This is a genomic window from Pseudomonas sp. LB3P58, assembly GCF_054897895.1.
This window is the reverse complement of sequence record NZ_JBUBVE010000001.1, coordinates 6,647,975-6,669,137: the sequence shown is the minus strand read 5'-3', so window position 1 is coordinate 6,669,137 and position 21,163 is coordinate 6,647,975. Positions and strand designations below refer to the sequence as shown.

22 protein-coding genes are annotated in these 21,163 nt (G+C 59.8%); 9 read left to right on the top strand and 13 right to left on the bottom strand.

The features are described from left to right. On the top strand, positions 1 to 174 hold a 174-nt coding region (locus tag ACYZTZ_RS30985), incomplete at its 5' end, for an EamA family transporter (protein ID WP_462000733.1). A 96-nt stretch (positions 175 to 270) separates the two neighbouring features. Here the strand turns inward: ACYZTZ_RS30985 and ACYZTZ_RS30980 are convergent. The 3 genes from ACYZTZ_RS30980 to ACYZTZ_RS30970 form a co-directional block, all read right to left on the bottom strand. Next, on the bottom strand, positions 271 to 1,161 hold the full coding sequence (locus ACYZTZ_RS30980; RefSeq protein WP_046044796.1) for an esterase/lipase family protein: 891 nt from the start codon (positions 1,159 to 1,161) through the stop codon (positions 271 to 273). Positions 1,162 to 1,270: 109 nt separating this feature from the next. Next, positions 1,271 to 1,576 (bottom strand): DMT family transporter, encoded by a 306-nt coding sequence (locus ACYZTZ_RS30975; protein ID WP_008157366.1) that lies wholly within the window; start codon positions 1,574 to 1,576, stop codon positions 1,271 to 1,273. Then, positions 1,577 to 2,215, bottom strand: a complete 639-nt coding sequence (locus ACYZTZ_RS30970) for an FMN-dependent NADH-azoreductase (protein ID WP_056746295.1) — start codon at positions 2,213 to 2,215, stop codon at positions 1,577 to 1,579. It lies immediately after the preceding gene. 110 nt (positions 2,216 to 2,325) lie between these two features. Here ACYZTZ_RS30970 and ACYZTZ_RS30965 point away from each other — a divergent pair, with 110 nt between their 5' ends. Then, a complete protein-coding gene (locus ACYZTZ_RS30965) occupies positions 2,326 to 3,261 on the top strand; it encodes a LysR substrate-binding domain-containing protein (protein ID WP_462000627.1) in 936 nt (311 codons plus the stop codon). Positions 3,262 to 3,295: 34 nt separating this feature from the next. On the opposite strand, the gene ACYZTZ_RS30960 is transcribed toward ACYZTZ_RS30965, so the two are convergent. Further along, complete coding sequence (locus tag ACYZTZ_RS30960) at positions 3,296 to 5,371, bottom strand: AsmA family protein (RefSeq protein WP_462000626.1); 2,076 nt, start codon at positions 5,369 to 5,371, stop codon at positions 3,296 to 3,298. 373 nt (positions 5,372 to 5,744) lie between these two features. Here ACYZTZ_RS30960 and ACYZTZ_RS30955 point away from each other — a divergent pair, with 373 nt between their 5' ends. From ACYZTZ_RS30955 to ACYZTZ_RS30925, 7 genes are all read left to right on the top strand, one after another. After that, a complete protein-coding gene (locus ACYZTZ_RS30955; protein ID WP_192409996.1) occupies positions 5,745 to 6,257 on the top strand; it encodes a hypothetical protein in 513 nt (170 codons plus the stop codon). 156 nt (positions 6,258 to 6,413) lie between these two features. Beyond that, positions 6,414 to 7,046 carry a TetR family transcriptional regulator gene (locus ACYZTZ_RS30950; protein WP_046044801.1) on the top strand — a complete coding sequence of 211 codons (633 nt, stop codon included), beginning with the start codon at positions 6,414 to 6,416 and terminating at the stop codon, positions 7,044 to 7,046. A gap of 270 nt (positions 7,047 to 7,316) precedes the next feature. After that, entirely contained in the window at positions 7,317 to 7,817 is a 501-nt protein-coding gene (gene ureE, locus ACYZTZ_RS30945; protein ID WP_056746299.1) for an urease accessory protein UreE, read from the top strand. After that, the gene (locus tag ACYZTZ_RS30940; RefSeq protein ID WP_462000625.1) at positions 7,814 to 8,488 is read left to right on the top strand and encodes an urease accessory protein UreF; all 675 of its coding nucleotides are present in this window, start codon (positions 7,814 to 7,816) and stop codon (positions 8,486 to 8,488) included. Before ureE ends, ACYZTZ_RS30940 begins: the two co-directional genes overlap by 4 nt. Positions 8,489 to 8,524: 36 nt before the next feature. Next, positions 8,525 to 9,139: an urease accessory protein UreG gene (ureG, locus tag ACYZTZ_RS30935; RefSeq protein WP_462000624.1), complete on the top strand. Its 615-nt coding sequence runs from the start codon at positions 8,525 to 8,527 to the stop codon at positions 9,137 to 9,139. Positions 9,140 to 9,174: 35 nt separating this feature from the next. Further along, complete coding sequence (locus ACYZTZ_RS30930; RefSeq protein WP_462000623.1) at positions 9,175 to 9,747, top strand: HupE/UreJ family protein; 573 nt, start codon at positions 9,175 to 9,177, stop codon at positions 9,745 to 9,747. Positions 9,748 to 9,857: 110 nt separating this feature from the next. Then, positions 9,858 to 10,991, top strand: a complete 1,134-nt coding sequence (locus tag ACYZTZ_RS30925) for an AGE family epimerase/isomerase (protein WP_462000622.1) — start codon at positions 9,858 to 9,860, stop codon at positions 10,989 to 10,991. 131 nt (positions 10,992 to 11,122) lie between these two features. Here the strand turns inward: ACYZTZ_RS30925 and ACYZTZ_RS30920 are convergent, their stop codons facing one another. From ACYZTZ_RS30920 to amaB, 9 genes are all read right to left on the bottom strand, one after another. Next, on the bottom strand, positions 11,123 to 11,890 hold the full coding sequence (locus tag ACYZTZ_RS30920) for an SDR family oxidoreductase (RefSeq protein ID WP_056746308.1): 768 nt from the start codon (positions 11,888 to 11,890) through the stop codon (positions 11,123 to 11,125). 303 nt (positions 11,891 to 12,193) lie between these two features. After that, positions 12,194 to 12,376, bottom strand: coding sequence for a hypothetical protein (locus ACYZTZ_RS30915; protein ID WP_462000621.1), 183 nt, complete (start codon positions 12,374 to 12,376; stop codon positions 12,194 to 12,196). A 244-nt stretch (positions 12,377 to 12,620) separates the two neighbouring features. Further along, complete coding sequence (locus ACYZTZ_RS30910) at positions 12,621 to 13,337, bottom strand: ABC transporter ATP-binding protein (RefSeq protein WP_008153378.1); 717 nt, start codon at positions 13,335 to 13,337, stop codon at positions 12,621 to 12,623. Then, positions 13,334 to 14,209 carry an ABC transporter ATP-binding protein gene (locus ACYZTZ_RS30905; RefSeq protein ID WP_008153377.1) on the bottom strand — a complete coding sequence of 292 codons (876 nt, stop codon included), beginning with the start codon at positions 14,207 to 14,209 and terminating at the stop codon, positions 13,334 to 13,336. Before ACYZTZ_RS30905 ends, ACYZTZ_RS30910 begins: the two co-directional genes overlap by 4 nt. After that, positions 14,206 to 15,489 carry a high-affinity branched-chain amino acid ABC transporter permease LivM gene (gene livM / locus ACYZTZ_RS30900; RefSeq protein WP_462000620.1) on the bottom strand — a complete coding sequence of 428 codons (1,284 nt, stop codon included), beginning with the start codon at positions 15,487 to 15,489 and terminating at the stop codon, positions 14,206 to 14,208. The genes ACYZTZ_RS30905 and livM overlap by 4 nt, the downstream gene beginning before the upstream one ends. A 3-nt stretch (positions 15,490 to 15,492) precedes the next feature. Then, positions 15,493 to 16,407: an ABC transporter permease subunit gene (locus ACYZTZ_RS30895; RefSeq protein WP_046044809.1), complete on the bottom strand. Its 915-nt coding sequence runs from the start codon at positions 16,405 to 16,407 to the stop codon at positions 15,493 to 15,495. Between the two features lie 170 nt (positions 16,408 to 16,577). Continuing rightward, complete coding sequence (locus ACYZTZ_RS30890) at positions 16,578 to 17,711, bottom strand: ABC transporter substrate-binding protein (protein WP_462000619.1); 1,134 nt, start codon at positions 17,709 to 17,711, stop codon at positions 16,578 to 16,580. Positions 17,712 to 18,075: 364 nt separating this feature from the next. After that, entirely contained in the window at positions 18,076 to 19,359 is a 1,284-nt protein-coding gene (gene amaA, locus ACYZTZ_RS30885; protein ID WP_008153371.1) for an L-pipecolate oxidase, read from the bottom strand. Positions 19,360 to 19,514: 155 nt separating this feature from the next. After that, entirely contained in the window at positions 19,515 to 21,005 is a 1,491-nt protein-coding gene (gene amaB, locus ACYZTZ_RS30880; protein WP_462000618.1) for an L-piperidine-6-carboxylate dehydrogenase, read from the bottom strand. Positions 21,006 to 21,163 lie beyond the last annotated feature (158 nt).

Here is a 21,163-nt window from a genome sequence, read left to right as displayed (position 1 = left end):
CGGACCACGTTGTTTTTTAATTTGCTGCCGTTGATTACTGCGCTGATTGCGGCGGTGGTGCTGCATGAGCAGTTGGCGATGTATCACTTGGTGGGCGGGGTGTTGACGTTGGGTGGGGTGATTCTTTCCGAGCGCTGGACCACAGTTCTAGGCCGTAAGATTCGCGTAGCCTGAGCGGACGCTTTCGCGAGCAAGCCCGCTCCCACAGGGGAATGCATTCCAAATGTGGGAGCGGGCTTGCTCGCGAAGAACGATGACGCGGTTTACCGGCTAAACCCCAGCTGCTTTCAGCCGCGCAGCATGCTCGACAAACAACCGGATCGGCTCCGCCCCCTTCCCTACCAAACCCAACGACTGATTGACGATATCGAAGTGATCCATCGGATACTCGTCACCAATCACTGTCCCCAGATGCGAGCTGTAACGCCCGACCATCCCGTCGCAATGCCCGACCTCCCGAACGAAGGTTCTGGCAAACAACCGGCAGCTGCGGTTGGTCCCATCAAACAGGTTTCGCCCGCGATTGGTCTTGCCCGGCTGCAAGGTCCCGGACCAGGAGTAATACCGCACGCCATTGACCTCTTCCGGCCCATGCCCGCCCCAGGTTTCAGGCAAACCCTGGGGATAACGCTGGTTGAACAGCGCCACGCCTTCAGTCGTCAGTGAATGATGGGAGGCATGGATATCCACCGGCAATTTCGGCCCGTGATAACCAGTTTCCAGCAGGCTCATCAGCGCACTGATCCAGCGCAGTAAAACGCTGAGCAAACGCCCCTTGGCGCTGTCTCCCGGATAGTGTTTGTGCAGGTAATCCGCCAGTTCCGAGCCGTGATTGGGGCCTGCCACCGAGGTGACCGAAGCGACCCGATCCGGGCGTTTGGCCGCCGCATAGCGGGCGGTCAGCGCCCCTTGGCTGTGGCCGATCAGGTTGACTTTCTCGGCCCCGGTTTCCCGCAGGATTTCCTCGATCCGCGCCAGCAGTTGCTCGCCGCGCACTTCGCAGGAGTTGATCGGTGAGACCTGCACCGCAATCACCGTCGCCCCACCCCGGCGCAACGCCGAGATGATCCCGTACCAGTATGGATAGAGCAGCAGACGGATAAACCCGAGCATTCCCGGGACCAGCACCAACGGGTAACGCGTGGCGGAACCTTGCGACATGGGCGAACGTCCTTGTGATCGGTGAGGTGACGCAAGGCTGAAAGCAAGACATCAGCCAAGCATCGGCATCGAAGATGACAACTCGACGACCAGTCTATGACATCGCGCCCTACTTCAGCCCCACCACCCCCGCCACGATCAATCCGACCGACACCAGTTTGACCGCCGTCAGGCTTTCGCCGAGCAGCGCAAACCCGAGAAACACCGTGCCGAGGGAGCCGATGGCGGTCCAGATCGGGTAAGCGATGCTCACCGGCAACTCGCGCATGGCCAGGGTCAGGAAGTAGATCCCGCCCACCGCGGCCACCACGGTGATCATCGACGGCCAGAGCCGGGTGAAGCCCTCGGCGTACTTCATGCCCATGGCAAAGGTGACTTCGAAGCCGGCGGCGATCAGCAAAAACAACCAGGCCATCTAGAACTCCCTGGCCAGCGCCCGCAAACGCTGCTCGGCCTCAGCGGCGGAGATCTGGAAGGTGCGCGCCTCGGATTCTTCGCCTTCGGCGGCCACGACCGTAATGTCGGTGATGCCGATGAACCCCAACGCCGTTCGCAACAACGGATCGGCATGGTTCATCGCCTCAAGTTCTCCACCGGGCCCGAAACCGAACCCGCCGCGACTGGTGACGATCAACGCCTTTTTGCCCTGCACCAGCGGCTCGTATTGGGCCACGCCATTGTCCAGGGTGTGATTGAAGGTCAATCCGAGTCGCACAATCTGATCGATCCAGGCCTTGAGGCCGCTGGGCACGCTGAAGTTGTGCATCGGCGTGGAGATCACCAGCAAATCGTGGCCAAGCAACTCGCTTACCAGTTCATCGCTGAACGCCAGATCGGCCTGCATCGACAGCGGCCGCGCATCAGGCTCGGGGTAAAACGCGGCAGCCACAAAAGCCTCATTGACCGGCGGAATCAACGCCCGACCGACTTCGCGACGGGTAAGGTGCGACTGAGGATTGGCCGCCTGCCAGGCTGAAAGAAACACCTCGGCCAAGCGCCTGGAATGAGAACGGTCGCCACGGGGGCTGGCATGTACGGCAAGAATTGTGCTCATCTGAATCTCCTGAAGGACTAAACTAAAACTGCTTGTGGCTTGCAGCTTGAAGCGCGTAGCCGCCCCTCTTCAAATGAGCAAAAATCAGTCTGGATGAATTAATTTCATCCATGGAGCTTTCAATGTTTGCCTCGCTGCCGCTGACCGCCCTGCGCGCCTTTGAATCCGCCTCGCGCCTGCTGAGCTTCAAGGCTGCCGCCGAAGAACTCTCGGTGACGCCGACGGCGGTTTCCCATCAGATTCGTTCGCTGGAGACCTGGCTCGGTGTGCCGTTATTCGAGCGACTGCCACGGCAAGTTCGCCTGACGGACTGCGGTGAACGGTTGTTCCACAGCTTGCACGGCGCCTTGCTGGAAGTGGCGCAAAGCGTCGATACCTTGCGCCCGCAACGCAGCGGCGCGAGCCTGACGATCTCCACCACCGCGGCTTTCGCTGCGTTGTGGCTAGTGCCCCGGCTGGGCCGGTTCTACGCCCGGCACCCGAACATCAGCCTGCGGCTCGATACCCATTGCGAAGTCATCGATTTGCATCAGGACGCCAGCGTCGATCTGGTGGTGCGCTACAGCCTCGATGATTACCCGAACCTTTATGGCCTGTGTCTGTTCGACGAATCCTTCGGCGTCTATGGCTCGCCCGAGCAAGTCGCCCTGGCCGCCAACCGAACGCCGACACTGATCAGCGTGCGCTGGCACAACTCCAAACTGTACGCCCACGGTTGGGAGGCCTGGTGCGCGCAGTCTGGCGAGAACTGGCTTGCGGGAAAGCCAGCGGTTCGTGAATACGACGAAGAGCATTACGCCCTGCAAGCAGTGATTGCCGGGCAAGGCCTGGTGCTGGCGAGCAATATTCTGGTGTCCGAGAGCGTGGCCAGTGGTTTGCTGGTGGCGTACAAGGGGGAGGTTCAGGTCGATGGTGCCGGTTACGCTGCACTGTGCGTTCCGGGGCGCGAACGGCATCCGCCGGTCCGGGCGTTTTTTGCGTGGTTGCAGGAAGAAGCAGCGTTGTCGGGGCTATTGCCAAGATCGCGGACTTCGGCAGCTGACTGATCGCTCCCACGCAGAGCGTGGGAGCGATCTCTGGTTACCGGGTGGGTTTGACGGTGACTGGCGCCTTGCCGGCCTTCATCTGCTCCAGCAACGGTGCACACTGATTCGGTTCGCCACCGCTCGGCGCCACCAACGCCAGCAACCCCGCCGCCGGTGCGGCAATCACACCCAACGCCACCATCCCCGCCCCGCGCAGTATCAGCGGCACAGCCTTCACACCGGCATCAGGCTTGATGAACTTGCCCCGCACATACAGCGGCGAACGCATCGATATCAAGCGCCAGCCCTTGGATTCCGGGGTGATGGTCAGGTCCAGTTGCTCAGTCGCCATGTTGGCGGTGCCGTCAATGTAGATGATCGCGTTTTCGGTATCGAAGACGAACAGGCGCGTGGTCGCCAGTCCGGTCTTGATGTCGAAGTCCGCGGCGGCGCAGTTGATCTTCACTTCCTTGTCGCCAAAGATCTTGCCGACTACATAGTTGCCGACGTTGAGCCCGGCCAGCTCCATGAGTTCGCGGCTGATAGCGCCATCGTTAATCAGCATCTTCAGATTGCCATTGGCGGTGCCCAGCAGTTTGGCCACCGAGTTGCCACGACCGGTGATGTCGGCATCGCCATTGAGCTCGCCGAAACTGGTTTTCATCGGCTCAAAGGTCGGGAACAACTGCTTGAGTTTGAACTTGCGTGCGGTGAGCTTGGCCCGGCCTTCCAACGGTTCGGTTCGGCCATTGAGGCGAATCTGAGCATCCAGGTTGCCGCCAGCCACGCCGAAGCGCAGGGGCTCAAGGCTGAGCACGCCGTCAGTGAGTATCAGGTGGGTGTAGAGATCGTTGAACGGCAGTTTTTCGCTGTGGACGATGCGCTTGCCAGTGAACTCGACGTCAGCGTCCATATCGCGCCAGCGCTCGGTTTTAAACTCTTCGACCGGCAACACCTTGTCTGCTGGCTGCTTGCTTTCACCGCCACGGGCCTTTTGTTTGGCGTTGGAATCGGCACCGATCAGCGGGGCCAGGTCGGCAAACAGCAGTTGATTGGAAACCAGCGAGCCGCTCAGCTTCGGGCGCGGCTGGCTGGCGACATAGGCCAGGCTGCCATGGATGTCGCTTTGACCGATCTTGCCGTTGAATTCTTCGTAACGGAACACCGCGCCGTCCGCTTCATGCAGCTTGGCGATCAAGTGCCCGTCAGTCTCGTACGGCGGTGTGTCCGGCAGGGTCACGCCAGTCAGCGGGTAGAGATTGCCCAGGCTGGTGCCGGCCAGTTTCAGGCGCAAATCCAGGGCCCCGAGGTTCAGTGGATCGGTGAGGGTGCCGGCCAGTTCGACGCTGGTGTCGGCGATATTCACGTGTGCCTGAAGCGGGAACGGTCTGGCCGCGTCCTGCAAGGCCAGCAGGCCGCCGATCTTGCCTTCGCCCGCGAGTTTCTGGCCGTGGTATTGGCCTTTAACCTTCAGCGCGAACGCATAATCCTGCGGCGCGGCGCCCTTCTCCGACGCGGTTTTCGCGGCTTTGTCACCGACGATATCGCTGAACGGAATTGGTTTGCCCAATGGGTCGATGATCAAGTCGAGTTGAGTCTTCAGACTCTGGTCGTCGAGGATGACGTGACCTTTGTCGAAGCCAATCGCACCGATGTCCACCACCCAGCTTGAAGGCTCGGCGTTCGGGTCTTTCGGATCGAATTTGAAGGTCCAGTTGGCGCGGCCGTCGGCCAGGCGCTGGAGGTCGGCATTCGGTTCGGTCAGGTCAATACGCGGGATCACCACGCGCTGCGCCAATAAGGCCAAGGGCGAGATGCGCAACTCGACACGCTTGAGGGTGACCATCTGCGGCTTCTTCGACCAGTCCGGGTTGCCCAGGCTCAAGTCCTCCGCCACCACATGCGGCCACGGCACCCACGCGCGCCAGCCGCCCTCGTCGGGTTCACGTTGCCAGACCACCGCGAGATTGCCGTTGATGGCGAACGGGCGGTGCAGCTCTTCGGAAACTTTGGCATTAAGCGGTGGTTTGATCCGGTTCCAATCGAAGAACGCGATGATCAGAACCAGTACGGCCAGCAGGACAACAAGGCTGGCGAGGGTCCAGGTAAAAACTTTACGAGTGCGCGTCATTGCACAGGGCTCCTGATACGACTGAGCGCCCTGACTGCGACGCACGCTTGAAACGTTAGGCCAGAACCGGCCTGCCATGAAGTCTAGGACTGGAAAATGGCGCGCAGGTTTAACCGAAATACCGCTTAACTCTCAAATAATCGGCCGGCGACAGGATGCGTTACCGGACCCGCACTTTTGCAAGGCGCGAGTGAGTGGAAAATACCCATCTCAGCGCAAAATCGTCCGGCGGAAACGCCCGATTTAGAGCCGTTTCACGGAACAATCAATTCCGTTGATTATTACCATTGCGTTTATGAACTTTTATATCGACTTATCGAGAGTAGCATTGCCCTCGTACCCACTTTATCGCCCTCCTACGGAGCACCCAATCATGAAACGCCAATTACTGCTTAGCCTTACCCTCTCCATGCTGGCCAGCACGGCTTTCGCCCTGCCAGCTGCTGACCAGGCGACCCCACAAGTCAAATCCACCCACTCGGTATTCAGCCAAACCGTCGCCGAAGGTGGCAATGATCGCCTGAAAGAAAAAGGCCTGATCACCCAGGATGGCTCGGACCGTACTCCACAAGGTCAAACCTTGGCTGCTGATGGTTCCGACCGCACTCCACAAGGTCAGACCCTGGCTGCTGACGGTTCCGATCGCACTCCACAGGGTCAAACCCTGGCTGCTGATGGTTCTGATCGCACTCCACAAGGCCAAACCCTGGCTGCTGACGGTTCCGATCGTACTCCACAAGGTCAAACCCTGGCTGCTGACGGTTCCGATCGCACTCCACAAGGTCAAACCCTGGCTGCTGACGGTTCCGATCGCACTCCACAAGGTCAAACTCTGGCTGAAGGTGGTGGTGACCGTGTCATCGAACGCAACAGCGCTTTGAGCTGAGCCCATGGCGGCCCTGAAAAAAAGCCCAATCCCCGGATTGGGCTTTTGACGTTATAGATGCCTCACTTCCCTGCTTGATCCCCCGATAGTCATTCGACGCCGGCAAAGCCGATTTGCTAGAGTGCGCCGCTGTCTTATCCAGAAAACACCCTTGCGATGCTGCCCCGCGCCGAACAGAAACAACAGACCCGCAACGCCCTGATGGACGCTGCCCGCCACTTGATGGAATGCGGCCGAGGATTCGGCAGCCTGAGCCTGCGCGAAGTCGCCAGAACCGCCGGGATCGTGCCCACCGGTTTCTACCGGCATTTCGCCGATATGGATGAACTGGGCCTGGTACTGGTGAGTGAAGTCGGTCAAACCTTCCGCGAAACCATTCGCCTGGTGCGCCACAACGAGTTCGTCATGGGCGGCATCATCGACGCCTCGGTGCGGATCTTTCTCGACGTGGTCACGGCCAATCGCTCGCAGTTCCTGTTTCTCGCTCGTGAGCAGTACGGCGGTTCGCTGCCAGTGCGGCTGGCCATCGGCCGTTTGCGCGAAGACATCAGCTCGGACCTGGCGGCCGACCTGTCCTTGATGCCGAAACTGCAACACCTGGACATCGCTGGCCTGAGCGTCATGGCTGATCTGATTGTTAAAAGCGTGTTCGCAACCTTGCCGGACATCATTGATCCGCCGGCACAGGCATTGCCCGAGCATCTGACGCCGCAGGCGAAAATCACTCAGCAATTGCGCTTTATCTTTATCGGGTTGAAGCATTGGCAAGGACTCGGCAGTACTGAGTAATAACCCCCCTGTGGGAGCGAGCTTGCTCGCGATGGCGGCCCCACAGTCGACATTGAAGTAACTGACCCACCGCAATCGCGAGCAAGCTCGCTCCCACAAAAAAACCTCGCCTCAACTTGGTGCAGCCGAAATAGGCGCGCACCAAACTCATCCAAATCGCCGCAGCGTCCTGAAGCACTTGCTGAGCTCCGACAGGCATTTCCTACTCTTAGCTCGATTGGCAAGCCCCTTGCTCTAGCCTAAGCATTGTCCATTGCTGGAAGCCTTCCGATGCTGGTGATTCATCGCAGAATCGACCCTCAACCCGTCTGGGCCGCCGAGTTGCACCTGACCTTCGAAGCCCGGAGCAAAAGCCGTTTGCGCTGTTTCAGTGCCGAGGGTGAAGACGTCGGATTGTTTTTGGAGCGCGGTCAGCCACCCCTGTATGACGGTGAGTGCCTGCAAGCCGAAGACGGGCGCATCGTCCGCGTCTGCGCTCGGGCCGAACACCTGCTGCACGTCACCTGCGCCAATGCTTTCGAACTGACTCGCGCCGCCTATCACCTCGGCAACCGCCATGTCGCCCTGCAAATTGGCGATGGCTGGTTGCGCCTGCTCGACGACTACGTGCTCAAGGCCATGCTCGAACAGCTTGATGCCAAGGTCGAGAACATCGAAGCGCCGTTCCAGCCGGAACACGGCGCCTACGGTGGCGGCCACCACCATTCGCGCCACGGCGATGAAGACTTCAACTACCCGCCGAAACTGCACCAGTTCGGCGTGCGGCTATGAACCCAGCCTGGGCGCTGTTGCGCCTGGCCAGTCCGCAACTGCCGATTGGCGGTTACAGCTATTCCCAAGGTCTGGAAATGGCTGTGGACAACGGCCGGGTGAATGATCCTGACAGCGCCCGCCGCTGGATCAGTGATCAGTTGCTGCTGAACCTGGCGCGTTTCGAAGCACCGTTGCTGCTCGCCCATTGCGTGGCCGCCGCTGATGAAAACTGGGGTGAATTGCTGCAACGCTGCGAAGAACATCGCGCCAGCCGGGAAACCAGGGAGCTGCATCAGGAGAGCCGGCAGATGGGCTATTCGTTGCAGCAACTGCTCAACGGTTTGCCTGAGCTGGATGCATCGGCCCGCGCCTTTCTCGAACAACGCCCCGAACCTCATCTGGCCCTCGGCTGGGCACTGGCCGCTCGCGCCTGGAATATCAGCCCGCAGGACGCACTCGCGGCGTGGCTCTGGAGTTGGCTGGAAAACCAACTGGCGGTGCTGATGAAAACCCTGCCGCTGGGCCAACAAGCCGCGCAACGCCTGACCAGCCAGTTGCTTCCGCTGCTGCAAGAGGCTCAGCAGAACGCCACCCGAATCAACCCCGAACACTATGGCAGCGCCGCTTTCGGCCTGTCCCTGGCGTGCATGGCCCATGAGCGCCAGTACAGCCGTCTGTTCCGTTCCTAGGGCCTTTATTTTGGGCCTGTTATTTTGGAGAAGCACATGAACACACAACCTCTGCGCATCGGTATCGGCGGCCCGGTCGGTTCCGGCAAAACCGCTCTGACTTTGGCCCTGTGCCTGGCGCTACGCGACCGCTACAACCTGGCGGTGGTCACCAACGACATCTACACCCGCGAAGACGCCGACTTTCTGGTGCGCAACGAAGCCCTGGCGCCGGAGCGGATCATCGGCGTGGAAACCGGCGGCTGCCCGCACACGGCGATCCGCGAAGACGCCTCGATCAACCTCGAAGCCGTGGACCAACTGAACCGCCGCTTTCCGGGGCTGGACCTGATCCTTGTGGAGTCCGGTGGTGACAACCTGTCTGCCACCTTCAGCCCTGAACTGTCTGACCTGACCATCTACGTGATCGACGTCTCGGCCGGCGACAAGCTGCCGCGCAAGGGTGGGCCGGGGATCTGCAAATCGGATCTGCTGGTGATCAACAAAATCGACCTCGCGCCATTGGTGGGTGCGTCGCTGGAACTGATGGACAGCGACACCAAGCGCATGCGCAACGGCAAACCGTTCGTTTTCAGCAACCAGAAAACCGGCCTCGGCCTGGAAGAAATCATCGCCTTCATCGAACGCCAGGGGCTGCTGACAGCGGCGTGAACACGATCAACTTTTATCAACAAGGAAACTTATCCATGACACTTAAACGCATTCTGGGCGCCATCGCCCTGCTGCTGACCCCGGCCATCGCCTTCGCCCACCCGGGGCATGGTGACAACGGTTTGATCGCCGGCATCAGCCATCCGATCGGAGGCCTCGATCACTTGTTGGCAATGGTTGCGGTCGGTTTGTGGGCAGCGCAGCAGAAAGGCGCTGCACGCTGGGCGCTGCCGTGCACATTCGTCGGCATCATGCTGATCGGCGGGTTGCTGGGGTTTGAAGGGCTGAACCTGCCGGCGCTGGAGAGCGGGATTGCGGCGTCGGTGCTGGCGCTGGGTCTGGCGGTGGCATTGGCCGTGCGTCCGCCGTTGAGCCTCGCCGTTGCGGCAACCGCTTTGTTTGCGTTGTTCCACGGGGTGGCGCACGGACTGGAGTTGCCGCAGATGTCGAGCACTTGGGCGTATGCGGCGGGTTTTGTGGCGGCGACGGCTTCGTTGCACGGGTTGGGTTATGCCGTGGTGCGGGTGTTGCCGCAAGCGGCGGCGCCGTTGGTTCGACTGGCGGGTGCGGCCTCGGCGGCGACTGGCGTGTGGCTACTAGCGGGCTGACTTCTTTATCGCCTGTGATGGCCTGCTCGCGATAGCGGTCTGACAGACACCGCATCTCTCAGGCCTGATAACATGTCGCGCAATCAACCCTGCCGTGACGACGCCAGCCAATGCCGCCTGTTTCCCGCTCCGCCTCCCAGCCTGAATTGACCGCTCTGTTTGCCTCGGTGCAACAGCACTTCCAGGACGTGATCGTGCCGCTCTGGCAAGGTCCCGGCTGGAATGCCGACATGGCGCTGCCCTATGAGGCGCTGGACGCCGAGCACCATCCGCTGCCGCCCCAACGTTACCGGGCCATGGCCTGCGCGCGGCAGCTCTACCTGTTTTCCAGCCTGATCGGCCAGGTTCCGGCCGCCGAAGAGCGCGCTGCAGCGCTGTTCCGTTCCCTGCAGCAGCATTTCCACGATGCCGAGCATGGCGGCTGGTTCTACAGCGTCGACCCGCAGGGTGCGCCGCTGGATCAGAGCAAAGACCTCTACACCCACGCCTTCATCCTGTTCGCCTGCGCCCATTACTGGGACAAGGTCCGCGAACCGCTGGTGGAATCGGTGCTCAACGCCGTACTGGAAGTGGTTGCGCAGCGCTTTGCCTCGGGCGACGGCCTGTACGAAGCCAGCCTCGGCCGTGACTGGTCCTCGCTCGAGTCCGGGCCGCTGCAAAATCCTCTGATGCACTTGGCCGAAGCCTTCCTCGCCACGCTATCGGTGCGCAAAGACGTCGCCGTGCAAGACGCGCTCGTCGAGTTATGCACAGCGATGCAGAAGCGTTTTATCGACCCGCAACACGGTGTGTTGATGGAAAAACCACTGGGGGCTGTGGATAACTGGTTTGAACCGGGGCACCAGTTCGAGTGGTATTTCCTGCTGGAATCGTCTTCGTTGCTGCGAGGTTCGACACTCCACGCCTCTCTGGAACGCGCCTTTGCCTTCACCGAACAACTGGGCGTCGATCAACAGACCGGCGCCGTGCGGGCCATGCTCGACCTGGAACCGAACGGCCAAGCTCGGGACGCTACGCAGCGAATCTGGGCTCAGGCTGAATACCTGCGCGCCCTGACCTTGCGGCCAGACAGCGAGGCTGCGGTGCTGCGCCAATTGCAGGCGTTGCAGCAGCGCTCTCTGCATGCGGGGGGCTGGTATGAGTGCCGTGATGAGAACGGTGATGTGACACGTCGGGACATGCCATCGACCACGCCTTATCACTTGGCAACCTGCTATCGCGGATTAGCCGATTATCTGCGCTGATTGATAGATCGCTATCGTCGGATCGCCGCCCGGAGCAAGCTCGCTCCCACAGGGGTTGTGTCGTTCGCGAAATGGCGAGTCAACATAAAACCTGTGGGAGCGAGCTTGCTCGCGATGGCCGTTACGCGGTCTTAAGCCTTGGCATTCCGCTCAATCGCAAACCCGCTCCACGTCTGGCTCACCGGCATCAGCTCCAGGCTGTTGATGTTGATGTGCGCCGGGGCATTGAGCACCCAGAAAATGGTGTCGGCGATGTCTTGCGGCTGGATCGGCTCGGCACCGGCGTAGGTCGCGTTGTAACGCTCCTGGTCACCGGCGAAACGCACCAGTGAGAACTCGCTCTCACACAGGCCCGGCTCGATATTGCTCACCCGCACGCCCGTACCTTGCAGGTCGCAGCGCAAGTTCAGGGAGAACTGTTTAACGAACGCTTTGCTCGCGCCATACACATGGCTGCCCGGGTACGGGTAGTTGCCGGCAATGGAGCCAAGGTTGACGATGCCGGCGCCACGACCGTGAGCAATCAGGCGGGGCAACAACAGACGAGTGCTGTACATCAGGCCTTTGATGTTGGTGTCGACCATGGTGTCCCAATCGTCGAGGTCGCACTTGGGCGCCGGGTCAACACCCAAGGCCAGCCCGGCATTGTTGATCAGCCCGCGCAGTTTGGCGAAGGACGGCGGCAGGTTGGCAATCGCCTCCTCCATGGCCTTGCGATCACGCACGTCGAGCACCAGGCCATGAACCTCGGTCTGCTTCGACAACTCGGCGCACAGCGCATTGAGGCGCTCTTCACGACGGCCGGTCAGCACCAGTTTCCAGCCGGCTTCGGCAAAACGACGGGCGCAGGCTTCACCAAAACCGGAGGTCGCGCCGGTAATAAACAGGGTGTTGGACATCGTGTTCTCCTTGCTTCGGCTGATCGACAGCCACTGGAATAGAAAATCAGCAGGCAGCATGCCCGGCCTTGCCCATAGCGGCAACTACCGCAGAAGCTGTACAAAAAACAATCAAACGTTGCCACACCTTGCCCGCCGTGGCTCTCAGCCATGTGCACGCACCTTATCCACAGGCCGGTCCACAGTTTCCGGGGGCAAGTGGAAAAGCTGTAAGCCGCTGTGCACAAGGCTTTGCGGGCAAATTTGAAATTTTTTTGCTTGACCCTGGAACGCCGGCTGTGTAGCCCATGGCATTTTGCACGATTAACCGGTCATATCGACGATGGCGCCAAGCCAGTAACTACGGCCTTCAGCCGAGTCTTTCCAGAGTTTAACCACAGACTTATCCACAGGCAGCTCCACCCTGTTTTGGCCCGTTTTCGTCATCAACAAAAAGGTTGACAAAGCCCGCTCGCGGTCACGCAAAAACGCCTGATCAAAAAACATCCACAACTCTGCAAGCCGCGGTTTCAAAGGCTTTCAGCCAGCTACTCCCACGTTATTCACAGCCAGCTCCACAGCAAACGGGGACAAGTCAAAACCGTGACAAAACAACTATTTGCAGCGGCTTTATGTCGCGCTTTGAGAGCTTGTGAATATTGTTTTCCACAATTTCAAAAAACCTTTACGACCGGCATAAAAAAACGCCCTGACGTGGATGCGTCAGGGCGTTTTTTATGGGCTCAGCCGTTTAGTGGCCGCCAAGATAGGCGTTACGCACTTCCTCGTTAACCAGCAGCTCCTTGCCGGTGCCCGTGAGGCGGATCTCGCCGTTGACCATCACGTACGCCCGGTCCGACAGTTTGAGGGCGTGGTTGGCGTTCTGCTCCACCAGGAAGATCGTCATGCCGGTTTTGGCCAGTTCCCGCAGGGTCGCGAAGATCTGTTTCACCACAATCGGCGCCAAGCCCAGGCTCGGCTCGTCAAGCAACAGCAGTTTCGGCCGGCTCATCAACGCACGGGCGATGGCGAGCATTTGCTGCTCGCCGCCAGACATGGTCATCGCCCGCTGGGTGCGCCGCTCTTCGAGTCGCGGGAACAACTCGAACATGCGTTGCATGTCTTCCTTGGCGTACTTGTCACCGATAGGAATGGTGCCCATCAGCAGGTTTTCCTCGACGGTCATGTCGGGGAACACCCGCCGCCCTTCCGGCGATTGAGCGATGCCGTTGGACGCAATGTAGTGGGATGACTTGTGGGTGATATCCACACCCTGATAGATGATCTGCCCGTCCGCCGCCCGCGGCTGACCGAAAATCGACATCAGCAGGGTCGATTTACCGGCGCCGTTGGAGCCGATCAGGCTGACCGTTTCACCTTCATTGATGTGCAGCGAGACATTCTTCAGAGCCTGGATCGGCCCGTAGAACACATCCAGATCCTTCAGTTCGAGGATGGGTTGGCTCATAGCACCACTTCCTCTTCATCGGCGCCCAGGTAGGCCGCAATCACTTTCGGATCGTGTCGGATGTCGTCGGGGCCGCCCTCGGCGATGACGATGCCGTGGTCCAGCACCACGATGTGGTCGGAAATGCTCATTACCATGCCCATGTCGTGTTCGATCAGCACCACGGTCAGATCATGCTCGTCGCGCAGCAGCCGGATCATCGCGCTCAGCGCTTCGGTTTCCTGAGGGTTGAGGCCGGCGGCCGGTTCGTCGAGGCAGATGATCTGCGGCCGGGTGCACATGGCCCGGGCGATTTCCAGACGGCGTTGCTGACCGTAGGACAGCTCACCGGCCAGGCGGTTGGCGCAGTCCACCAGATCCACCACTTCCAGCCAGTAGAACGCGTGGTCCAGTGCATCGCTTTCGGCTTTGCGATAACCCTTGGTGTTGAGGATCCCGGCCAGCATGCTGCGGTTGACCCACATGTGTTGGGCCACCAGCAGGTTTTCCAGCACCGACATTTCCTTGAACAGGCGAATGTTCTGGAAGGTCCGCGCCAGGCCGGCACGATTCACCAGATGAGTGCCGCCGAACATCTTGTAGTGGAGCCGGCTGATGAAGTTTTTCGGCGATACAAAATCAGTCGCCTTGAACGGTTCACCCAGCATTTTGATGACATCGGTCCGCTCGCCACGCACGTTGAGTTCGATCTTGCCGCCCGAGGCCTTGTAGAACCCGGTCAGGCAGTTGAACACGGTGGTCTTGCCGGCGCCGTTGGGGCCGATCAGGGCGAAGATCGAGTTGCGTTTGACCTTCAGGCTGACATCGTTCAACGCCTTGATGCCGCCGAAGTGCATCATCAGCTTCTCGACCGAGAGTACGACTTCGCTCATGGCGCTACTCCTTTACGCGGGGTCACACCGGTACGGCTGATCCGAATCAGGCCGCGCGGTCGCCAGATCATCATCAACACCATCAGGACCCCGAACAACAGCACGCGGTATTCAGCGAAGCCGCGCAGCAGTTCCGGGGCGACGGTCAGCACGAAGGCCGCAATCACCACGCCGATGGTCGAGCCCATGCCGCCGAGTACCACGATGGCGAGGATCAATGCCGATTCGAAAAAGGTGAACGAGGTCGGGTTGACGAAGCCTTGATAGGTGGCGAAGAACACACCCGCCAGACCGGCCGTCGATGCACCGATGGTGAACGCCGAGAGTTTGACCAGTACGTGGTTCAGGCCCATGGAGCGGCAAGCGATTTCGTCTTCACGCAAGGCTTCCCAGGCGCGACCGACCGGCATGCGGGTCAAGCGGTGCTTGATGTGCAATACGGCCAATACCACCAGGAACAACACCGCGTAGATGAAGTAGTACTTCACGTCCGGGTTATAGGCGATGCCAAAGAACTCATGGAAAGGCACCCCGCCCTCTTTCGCCCTCTTGCCGAACTCGATGCCGAAGAAGGTTGGCAACGGAGCAGCCATGCCATTCGGGCCGCCAGTCAGGGACAACCAGTTATTGAGGATCAACCGGATGATTTCACCGAAGCCCAGGGTCACGATCGCCAGGTAGTCACCGTGCAGACGCAGCACCGGGAAACCGAGGATGCAACCGGCAAGTCCGGCGGTGATCGCCGCCAGCGGCAGCACCGTCCAGAAGCCCAGGCCGAGGTATTGGTAACCGAGCGCCAACCCGTAGGCACCGATGGCGTAGAACGCCACGTAACCCAGGTCGAGCAGACCGGCCAGGCCGACCACGATGTTCAGCCCCAGGCCCAGCAGTACGTAGATCAGCCCGAGGATGACCACGCCCAGCAGGTAGGAGTTGGAGAAAAACGGGAACACCACGGCGACGACAATCAACACCGGGATGATCCAGCGCAATCGGGATTTGTAATCAGGCGGCAGTACATGAACCCCGGAGCCGGTGCTTTCAAAGCCTTCGAGAATTCTCAGGCCCTTGGGGGTTTGCAGGAACAGGCTCAAGGCAAAGCGGCCGGCCATGACAATGGCGACAATCCATGCCACGCGTGTCGGCTGCAGGTTGAAGCCGTAGCCGTCGAGGACGATGCCGACAATCGGGCCGAACACAATCAGGGCCACAAGACCGGCAAGAATCGCGTCAACCAGGCTTCTTTTGAGATCAATGGTTTTTTTAGTGGTTGAAGACATCGCTTACACCTTCGACACAAGAGGACGGCCGAGCAGGCCTTGAGGCCGAAAGACCAGAACAAGAACGAGCAGCGAGAAGCTGAAAACGTCTTTGTAGTCCGAGTTCACCAGACCTGAGAACAGTGATTCGGAGATCCCCAGAATAATCCCGCCGAGCATGGCGCCAGGCAGCGAACCAATCCCGCCGAGTACCGCGGCAGTGAACGCTTTGATCCCGATGACGAAGCCTGCGTAGAAGTCGAACGTGCCGTAGTTCATGGTGATCAGCACGCCGGCCAGAGCCGCCATCGCTGCACCGATGATGAACACATAGGAAATCACCCGGTCGGTGTTGATCCCCAGGATCGAGGCCATCTTGCGGTCTTGCTGGGTGGCGCGGCACATGCGGCCGAGCTTGGTGTACTTGATGACGTAGGTCAGCAGGCCCATCCCGACAAATGCGGCGATCAGAATGAAGATCTTGGTGTAGGTGAGCTGAACGAAGCCGGTCCCGACTTCAACTCGCCATGCACCGGTAAGCAGTGTAGGTACGCCCTGTTGGCGGGCGCCCTGGGCGATCTGTGCATAGTTTTGCAGGATCAGGGAAATACCGATGGCGCTGATCAGCGGTGCCAGTCGTGTGGAGTTGCGCAACGGTTTGTAAGCGACGCGCTCGATGACCCAGCCATACACCGCCGTGACGATGATGGTGAAGACCAATGTGCCGAGCATCAGCAGAGGGAAGGATTCAATACCGAAGTAAGCCAGCAGAGCCAGACTGATTGCCGCGAGGTAAGCGGAAATCATGTAAACCTCGCCGTGGGCGAAGTTGATCATGCCGATGATGCCATAGACCATTGTGTAGCCGATGGCGATCAGGCCATAGACCGACCCGAGGGTCAGGCCGTTGACCAGTTGCTGCAGGAAAATACCATCCATAACGCAATCTCACGCATTTGAGAGACTGCACAGAAGCCGGGTACGACGGACCGGGGTTCAGCCGCCGGCGCAACACGGTTGTGTGCAGCTCTACGAGAAAAGACAGGTACTGCACGGACATGTTGATGGATGGCCCGGCGCACAAGGCGCCGGGCCATCAGCAGTTCATATCACTTCTGTTTTTCCAGTTGGTGGTATTTGCCGTCCTTGTCCCACTGGTAAACCACGTAGTCGGAGATTTTCAGGTCGCCCTTGGCGTCCCAGGTCTTCTCGCCCATCACGGTTTGGACCTTGTTGGCTTTCAGCCATTTGGCTGCGTCGTCGCCCTTGTTGGACTTGGCGCCATTGAAGGCAGCCGCCAGGGTCTGGACCGAAGCGTAGGCGTACAGGGTGTAGCCTTCAGGCTCGGTGCCTTTTTTACGGAACTCATCCACTACCGTCTTGCTGTCCGGCAGCAGGCGCGGGTCGGCGCCGAAGGTCATGTACACGCCGTCAACGTTCTGCGGGCCACCGGCGGTGGTCACCAGTTCGTCGGTCACGATGCCGTCATCGGACATGAACTTGACGTCTTTGAGGCCTTGCTCACGCAGTTGGCGAACCAGTGGACCGGCTTCCGGGTGCAAGCCACCGAAGTAGACCACGTCGGCACCGGCCGCACGGACCTTGGTCACCACGGCGCTGAAGTCTTTCTCGCCGCGGGTCAGGCCTTCGTACAGCACCGGCGTTACGCCGCGCTTGACCAGTTGCGCCTTGGTGGCGTCCGCCAGACCTTGGCCGTAGGTGTCTTTGTCGTGCAGGACCACGACTTTCTTGCCTTTGAGCACGTCGACGATGTAGTCGCCGGCCACGATGCCTTGCTGGTCGTCACGACCGCACATACGGAACATGGCAGCCAGGCCGCGTTCGGTTACCTGTGGGTTGGTGGAGCCTGGAGTGATCGCGATGATGCCCGCTTCGTCGTAGATCTCCGAAGCCGGGATGGTCGAGGAGGAGCAGAAGTGACCGACTACACCAGCGACTTTCTGGTTGGTCAGGTCCTTGGCGACCGTCACAGCCTGTTTCGGTTCGCAGGCGTCATCGCCTTTGACCAGTACGATTTTTTCCCCGTTTACGCCGCCCGCTGCGTTGACCGCATCGGCCGCAGCCTGTGCACCCTTCATGTACTGCTCGCCAAATGCCGCGTTGGCGCCGGTCATCGGTCCCGCCACACCGATTTTCACATCAGCCTGTGCAAACGCAGAAACACCCAACGCAGTTGCCACTGCGAGGGCCAAAAAGCCTTTTTTGTAAAACGTCTGGGACATGAGGTGGTGCTCCAAGGTTTTTTTTTAGTTGGCACTGCGACTTCCTGAATGCTCAGAGCAAGGGCCGTGCCATCGGTTTTTTATTCTGAAAAAAGTCGCTGCTTTATTGTTATTTCGACTGTTTCGATCCCATTTTCATTGGGTGTGCAACCGTCTAAACCGCGGAAGGTGAAACCATTTATTTTTAAAGGCGCAACCCGAGCGCGCCATCATTGCAACCGCGGCGCCAAACGACGTGCAACCAGCCTGTAACAACATGCGTCACCGAAGTGCACACTGCTGGTGCGCAACTGCTACAACCCGCACCTTTTACAGGCTAGACGCTGCGCGAAAAAGCGCCGCTTTCAGCAACAAATTTCAACAATCAAATAACGATCCGCAGGCACTGGCCTGCGTGATACAGCGAGAATCCGGCCTCGTACAGACAGCTGCGCAATCCCACACCCGCCAATGGCTGCATGGGCGCAAAGGGAATCGGCAGTGCTTGAGGATTTCCGTTACACAGATAATCGGCAAAGGCTTTGCCGACGACAGTGCCAGTAGTGACGCCCCGGCCGTTGTAACCGGTGACTGCCACCAAACCGGGCGCCGGCTCGAACAAACGCATCAAATGATCGGGGGTGAAGGCGATGCAACCGGTCCAGGTACATTCCCATTCCACCGGTTTGAGATAAGGAAAATAGTGCTGCTGAACCCGGTCGGCCCAGGCCTTGAGAAACCAGGTCGGTTTCTGATTGCCATTACCGAGACTGCCAAGCAGCAGACGGCCGTCCTTATCGCGACGAACACTGCTGAGGACCTGGCGGGTGTCCCAGGAACCCTGGCCACCGGGGAGAATTTGTTGCGCTGCCTCTTCGGTCAGCGGGACCGAGGCCACTTGATAGTAATAACCGGGGAAGAAGTTGCGCCGCAATTCCGTCCAGTCACCTTCGGTGTAGGCGTTAGAGGCAATCACGACTTGCTCGGCAAGCACCGAACCCTGAGCGGTTTGCACCGACCAGCGCTGGCCCTGACGTTCGAGTCGGGTCACCGGGGAATGATCGAACAACTGACCGCCGAGACCGATGGCCGCTTTGGCCAGCCCCGTCGTGTAAGCCATTGGGTTGATCGTGCCGGCGCGTCGATCGAGCAGCGCAGCGGCAATTTTTTTGGTACCCGTCGCTTGTTCGCAGGCTTGACCGGTCAGCAGTTCCACCGGCGCGCCGCGACGTTTCCATTGTTCTTCACGACTGCGCAAGTCCGCTTCGCCACGGGCGTTGTGCGCCATGTGCAACGTGCCTTCACGGCGTAACTGGCAATCGATGTTGTACTTATCCACAAGGCTGAACACCAGGGACGGTGCCGCACCGAGCATGCGATTAAGCTGACTGCCGACCGCCTCGCCGAAACCGGCTTCGATCTCGTCCGGTGGAATCCACATCCCGGCATTGACCAGCCCGACGTTGCGCCCCGATCCGCCATGACCGGCGCGATGGGCTTCCAGTACACAGACGCTTTTGCCTTTTTCCAGCAGATGCACCGCCGCCGACAGACCGGTGAAACCGGCGCCGATGACGCAGACATCCACCGTCACCTCGCCCTTGAGCGCCGCGTTGTCAGGCCTTTGCGGCGTCAGTTTTTCCCACAGACACTCTTCGCGTAACGGCATTGCCAGACTCCAACAGAAACCTAACCAACACACCATTTCAACTGTGGGAGCGAGCCTGCTCGCGATAGCGTCGGCACATCCAGTATCTATGTGACTGACAAACCGCTATCGCGAGCAGGCTCGCTCCCACAGGGGATCACTGCTTCATTCGATGTTTAATCGAACGTAATGCCCTGAGCCAACGGCAACTCCAGCGAATAGTTCACGGTATTCGTCTGACGGCGCATGTAGCCGCGCCATGCATCGGAACCGGATTCACGACCGCCGCCCGTTTCTTTCTCACCGCCAAACGCCCCGCCGATTTCCGCGCCGCTCGGGCCGATGTTGACGTTGGCGATGCCGCAGTCACTGCCCACCGCCGACATGAACTGCTCGGCTTCACGCACGTCAGTGGTGAAGATGCACGACGACAAGCCTTGTGGCACGGCGTTGTTCAGGCGCAGCGCTTCTGCGAAATCCTTGTAACCGACCACGTACAGAATCGGCGCGAAGGTTTCGCTGCAAACCACGTCGCTCTGCTCCGGCATTTCAACGATGGCCGGCGAGACGTAATAAGCGTTAGGGAATTTGTCTTCCAGTTGGCGCTTGCCGCCGAACAGCCGGCCGCCTTCGCTCAAGGCCTGCTCAAGCGCGTCCTGCATGTTTTCGAAGCTGTGCTTGTCGATCAGCGGACCGATCAGATTGCCTTCCAGCGGGTTGCCGATGCGCACTTTGGAGTACGCGGCTTTCAGGCGGGTGACGATTTCTTCCTTCACCGATTCATGGGCAATCAGGCGACGCAACGTGGTGCAACGCTGACCGGCAGTGCCGACGGCGCTGAACAGGATGGCCCGTACGGCCATGTCCAGGTCGGCGCTTGGGCCGAGGATCATTGCGTTGTTACCGCCCAGTTCCAGAATGCTGCGGGCGAAACGTGCGGCGATTTTCGGCGCCACTTCACGACCCATGCGGGTGCTGCCAGTGGCGCTGATCAGCGCGACACGCGGGTCATCGACCAGGGCTTCGCCGGCATCGCGACCGCCGATGATGACTTGGCTCAGGTGCGGAGGCGCGTCGCTGAAGTTCTTCAGTACGCGGTCGAACAGCGCCTGACAGGCCAGGGCGGTCAGCGGGGTTTTCTCCGAAGGCTTCCAGATCACCGGGTTGCCGCAGACCAGCGCCAGCGCGGTGTTCCAGGCCCAGACCGCAACCGGGAAGTTGAACGCGCTGATGACGCCGACGACGCCCAGCGGGTGCCAGGTTTCGCGCATGTGGTGGCCAGGACGCTCGGAAGCGATGGTCAAACCGTACAGCTGACGGGACAGGCCGACGGCGAAATCGCAGATGTCGATCATTTCCTGAACTTCACCCAGGCCTTCCTGAGTGATCTTGCCGGCTTCCCAGGACACCAGCTCGCCGAGGTCGGCCTTGTATTCACGCAGGATATCGCCCAGTTGGCGCACCAGTTCACCACGGCGCGGGGCCGGGACCTTGCGCCACAATTCGAACGCATGATCTGCACGACTGATGTGCTGCTCGACTTCAGCGGCGCCTTCCCAGTTTACGGCGGCGATCTGGCTGCCATCGATCGGCGAATGCACCGGCACTTTGCCGTTCTGGTACAGGGCCGGATTCACACCAAGACGATCAAGCAATGCGGCAACCATGGGTCACTCCTCAAGCGAAAAACAGAAAACGTGCAGCCGGATTAATTCGGCTGGTGAGGCCTGTAGTTTTAGCGCTCCCGACGTTACCCAACAAACGACCTTTAAGAGAGATATCATTCCGTTTATTCATGCTGCGAATTGCTGGTAAGAAAGAAACA